Origin of the sequence: Xanthomonas sp. SHU 166 (assembly GCF_000364685.1) — a bacterium.
Taxonomy (GTDB): domain Bacteria; phylum Pseudomonadota; class Gammaproteobacteria; order Xanthomonadales; family Xanthomonadaceae; genus Xanthomonas_A; species Xanthomonas_A sontii.
On sequence record NZ_AQOJ01000308.1, the window covers coordinates 1 to 5231 of the forward strand.

Below are 5231 nucleotides of genomic sequence, written 5' to 3' on the forward strand. Positions count from 1 at the left end.
AAGCGCTCTCCCAGCTGAGCTATGGCCCCACGTGCTGCGAGGAGCGGAATATTAACGATCGTGATCGGCACACGCAAGCGTTTTTTTCGGAACGTTCGCGACGCCGCACACGCCCTCGCCACGACCGGCTGCATCCGCGCGCACGCCTGCATTGCGCGACGTCTGCGCCTCACGTCCAACGATGGAGGCGACCTGCGGAACTCGCCGCACACGGCGCCAATCCGCCTCCGCAGCCCTGCGCCACTCGTGTCGATGATTGCCGATATCGGCACAACGGGTGGATTTGCGTGCCCCTTGCGCGGTCGGCAGGAACCGAATGCTTCGCCTAACGTGCGACGCACATATAGAGATGTGCTCGGGAAGTACCCATGGCCACTGCCATTCCCCCCGCCTCCTCCAACGACGGCAAATACAGCGCTGGCGGCGCGGCCGAACTGTCGGCTATACTCCGCGGCCGCGCCGAAGTGGCGGAATCGGTAGACGCAGCGGACTCAAAATCCGCCGCCCTTAAAAGCGTGTGGGTTCGAGTCCCACCTTCGGCACCAGGACTACGGCAGCTTCGGCTGCCGTTTGTTTTTTGCGCGACCGCCGCGGCGCACGTCGGCGTCGATCACAGGTAAACGCTTCATCTTCCTGCGCCCGTTTGTCTAGGCGGTGGCAGTGACGGTCCCGCTATACTTTCCGTTCCCAAACCTTAACGAGCAAGCGATGTCGGCATTGCGGGGCCTGCGTATCCTGGTGGTCGAGAACGACGAGATGAACGCCACGCTGCTGGAGTTGCAGCTTGCCCAGGCCGGTGCCGAGGTGGTCGGCATCGCCGCATCCGTGCAGCAGGCCCTTGCGCTGATCGACAGCGAGCGCCCGGACCGGGCGGTGCTCGACTTCCGCCTCTCCGCCGGCGAGACCAGCGAACCGGTGGCCCGGGCGCTCAGCGAACGTGGCACCCCCTTCGTGCTCGCCACCGGCGTGGCCGCCGACGCGCTCCCTCCCGGTTTCGCCGCCGGCGTGGTGCTGACCAAGCCCTACCTGTCCGAGCAGCTGATCAAGGCCTTGCAGGACGCTCACGCCAAGACGACCGCGCGCCCCTGAGAATCCTCGGCCGTAAGCCCGCCGCCTGGCGGGAACGCTTCGAGGAACTCCGCCATCAACGCCAAGGACTGTTCGCCGCCTCCTGTCCGGTTTCCCGCCGGCAGCGCCACGGGGGCCTTGCTGCGCGCCATCGATTGGCGTGAGCACGAACTGGGCCCGATGGAGCACTGGCCGCGGAGCCTGCTCACGGCGCTGTCGATCTGCCTGAACTCGCGGTTCCCGATGGCGGTGCGTTGGGGCGAGCGCCAGTTCAACCTGTACAACGACGCTTACGTGCCGATCCTCGGGTTGCGGCACCCGCAAGGGTTCGCGCGGCCGATGGAAGAGGTATGGCCGGAAGTGTGGCCCGAGGTGCGGGCGCAGGCCGACCAGGTGATGGCCAGCGGCGAATCGACCTGGAACGAACATATTCCGTTGACGATGATGCGCAACGGCTACGGCGAGCAGGTGTATTTCACCTTCTCCTACAGCCCGCTGTTCGACGACGAGGGCCGCATCGCCGGCGTGCTGTGCGTGTGCACCGAGGATACGGCGCGGATCACCCTGGCGCGCGAACGCGACACGCTGCTGAAGGCGCTGGACGCGCAACGTGCGCAGATGGCCGATGCCTTCGAGCAGTCGCCGGCGGCGCTGGCGATCCTGCGCGGCCCGGATTACGTGATCGAGACCGTCAACCGGCGCTACCAGCAGCTGGTCGGACCGCGCGAGGTGGTCGGCCGGCCGCTGACCGAGGCCATCCCCGAAATCCAGCATCAGGGCGTCATTGGCCTGCTCGACAACGTCCGCACCAGCGGCGTGCCGTTCATCGACGAGTCGATGACCTTCCAGCTGTGCCGCAGTCCGCACGAAGCGACCTCGGACACCACGCTGGAATGCGTGTACCAGCCGATGCACGACGCCGAGGGCCGGGTCAGCGGAATCCTGGTGCATGGCATCGACCGCACCGAACAGGCGCGTGCGCAGGCGCACGACAGCTTCCTGCTGATGCTCGAGGACACCCTGCAGAACCTGCACAGCACCGAAGCCATCTGCGAGACCGGTGCCGCCCTGCTCGGCCAGCACCTCGGCGCCAATCGCTGCGCCTACGCGATCGTCGAGGCCGACGAGGACGTGTTCGACGTGCGCGCCGACTACGTCGACGGCGCCTCGCACCTGACCGGGCGCTCGCGCTTCAGCGATTTCGGCAGCGACCTGCTGGACTGCATGCGCGAAAACCGGCCGTGGGTGGTGCAGGACACCGAGACCCACCAGCCGCCGATGCGCCTGGACGACCCGAACTACCGTCGTCTGGGCATGCGCGCCGTGCTGACCGCACCGCTGCACAAGGCCGGCCGCCTGGTGGCCGCGATCGGCGTGCACCACGCCCAGCCGCGCGTGTGGACCTCGGCCGAGATCGAGCTGGTGCGGCTGGTGGCGGCGCGCTGCTGGGAATCGATGCAACGCGCGGGTGCGCAAAGCGCACTGGCCAGCAGTGCCGCGCGCCTGAGCGAACTGGCCGATGCGATGCCGCAGATCGTGTTCACCGCCATGCCCGACGGCCACGTCGACTACTTCAACCGCCGCTGGTACGAGTACACCGGGCTGCCGGTCGGCGAGGCCGGGTACGACAGTTGGCGCCATGTGCACACCGAGGAAGGCCTGGCGCGGGTGATGGAGGTGTGGCCGGAAGCGCTGCGCAGCGGCAAGCCGTACGAGATCGAGTACCCGCTGCGCCGCCACGACGGCGAGTACCGCTGGCATCTCGGCCGCGCCCTGCCGATCCGCGACGACAGCGGCCGCATCGTGCGCTGGATCGGCACCAATACCGACATCCACGACCGCCGTCTGGTCGAGCAGCGCCTGCAGGAAAGCGAACTGCGCTTCCGCCAGCTGTGCGACAACGCGCCGGTGATGATCTGGATGTCCAATGCCGACGGCGACTGCGAATACATCAGCCGCCAGTGGTATCTGTTCACCGGGCAGAGCGAGCAGGAGGCGCTGGGCAGCGGCTGGCAGGAAATGATCCATGCCGACGACCTGGCCACGGTCGGCCGCACCCTCGCGCGCGCCTGCGCCGACCGCCGCGCCTACACCGTGGAATACCGCCTGCGCCGCCACGACGGCGAGTACCGCTGGTGCGTGGACACCGCCACGCCGCGCTTCAGTTCGTCCGGCCAGTTCCTGGGCTTCATCGGCTCGCTGCTGGACATCGCCGAGCGCAAGCGCATCGAGAATGCCACCACCGCCGAGCGTGCGGCGCTGGAGATGATCACCACCGGCAAGCCGCTGAGCACGGTGCTGGAGGCGATCGCGCGCGGCATCGAGTCGCAGAGCGATGTCGGCCTGCGCTGCACCATCATGCTGGTCGACGAGCACCGCCAGTGCCTGCTGGAAGGCGCCGCGCCGAGCATGCCGCCCGCCTTCCGCAAGGCGGTGCAGCGCCTGCCGATCGACCCCAACACCGGCTGCTGCGGGCGCGCCGCCTACCTGCGCCGGCAGGTGCTGTGCAGCGACGTGCGGGTGAACCCGCATTGGCAGGCGTATCTGGCGACCGCCCTGGAGGCGGACATCGTCGCCTGCTGCTCGACGCCGATCCTGGCCAGCGATGGCGAAGTGCTGGGCGTAGTCGCGCTGTACTACCCGTTCGTGCACTACCCCAACCCGCACGAACAGGATCTTGCGCGCTCCGCCTCGCACCTGGCCGGCATCATCATCGAGCGCCGCGGCACCGACCTGCGCCTGCAGCAACTGCTCGCCGCCGAGCAGAGCGCGCGCAGCGAGGCCGAACGCGCCAGCCGCATGAAGGACGAGTTCCTGGCCACGCTCAGCCACGAGCTGCGCACGCCGCTCAACGCCATCCTGGGCTGGTCGCGGCTGATGCAGGACGATGCGGTGCGCGAGAAGGACCTGAGCAAGGGCCTGGAGGTGATCGAGCGCAGCGCGCATTCGCAGGCGCAGATCATCGACGACCTGTTGGACATGAGCGCCATCCTGTCCGGCAAGGTCCGCCTGGAGGCCGGCGAGCTGGACCTGCGCGCACTGCTCAGCGAGACCATCGATGCGGCGCGCCCCGGCGCGCAGAACAAGGGCATCGACATCGTGCTGGTCGCCGACGAAGCGACCGCCCTGCCCTATCTGGGCGATCGGGTGCGGCTGCAGCAGGTGCTGACCAATCTGATCGGCAACGCCATCAAGTTCACCCCCAGCGCCGGCACGGTCACGGTGACCCTGGACAGCACCAGCACCCACGTCCGCATCGCCGTCGGCGATACCGGCATCGGCATCGACCCGGCGTTCCTGCCGCACGTGTTCGACCGCTTCCGCCAGGCCGACGCCAGCAGCACGCGCAGCGCCGGCGGCCTCGGCCTGGGCCTGGCGATCGCCAAGCAGCTGGCCGAACTGCACCAGGGACAGTTGTCGGTCAGTAGCGACGGCGTCGGCCTCGGCGCGACCTTCACCCTGCTGCTGCCGCGCAACGACGTACAGAGCCTGGATCCGATCCGCCGTGGCAACGATACCGCCCTGTCCGGCGGCATGCTGCGGCGTGACGGCATTCGCCTGGATGGCGTGCGCGTGCTGGTGGTGGACGACGACATGGATTCGCGGGGCGTCACCCAGCGCTTCCTGCAGGAAGCCGGTGCCGTGGTCGAGGCCGCGGTCTGCGCCGACGATGCCGAAGCGCTGCTGCGCGAACGGCCCTATGCGCTGCTGGTCAGCGACGTCGGCATGCCGCGCCGCGACGGCCACAGCCTGATCCGCAGCATCCGCGCCCGTGGTGTCGGCGCAGCCAGCCGCATCCCGGCCATCGCGCTGACCGCCTACGTGCGCAGCGAGGATCGCGCGCTGGCCCTGGAGGCCGGCTTCGATGCGCACCTGGGCAAGCCGGTGGATCCGGTCAAGCTGCTCGGGCTGGCCGCATCGCTGGTGGCGCCGGTACCGGCCGCGCTCGCCACCGACCAGAGCCAACGCGCCGAATCGGCCTGAGTCGGCGCTGCGCGGCCGCACCGTGTGGCCGGCACTGGATGCACCGGCGCAAGCGCGCCGGCTCTCCCGGAACCTCAGCTACGCTTGGCGCGCGCGAACGCGTCGGCCAGCGCGCTGTTGACCGGCGCCGCGGCAGCCGGCCGCGGCTTGGCATTGCCGCCGCCCGCATTGCCACGCCC

General features: G+C 69.0%; 2 protein-coding genes and 1 tRNA gene. All 3 read left to right on the forward strand.

The window, feature by feature from the left end:
• Nucleotides 1-458: 458 nt before the first annotated feature.
• The 3 genes from D180_RS09365 (at nt 459) to D180_RS09375 (ending at nt 5052) form a co-directional block, all read left to right on the forward strand.
• Nucleotides 459-545: transfer RNA gene (locus D180_RS09365), tRNA-Leu, on the forward strand.
• Nucleotides 546-708: 163 nt separating this feature from the next.
• The gene (locus D180_RS09370) at nt 709-1089 is read left to right on the forward strand and encodes a response regulator (RefSeq protein WP_017909846.1); all 381 of its coding nucleotides are present in this window, start codon (nt 709-711) and stop codon (nt 1087-1089) included.
• Between the two features lie 159 nt (nt 1090-1248).
• Nucleotides 1249-5052: a PAS domain-containing protein gene (locus D180_RS09375; RefSeq protein WP_232760417.1), complete on the forward strand. Its 3804-nt coding sequence runs from the start codon at nt 1249-1251 to the stop codon at nt 5050-5052.
• The last annotated feature ends 179 nt before the right edge of the window (nt 5053-5231 follow it).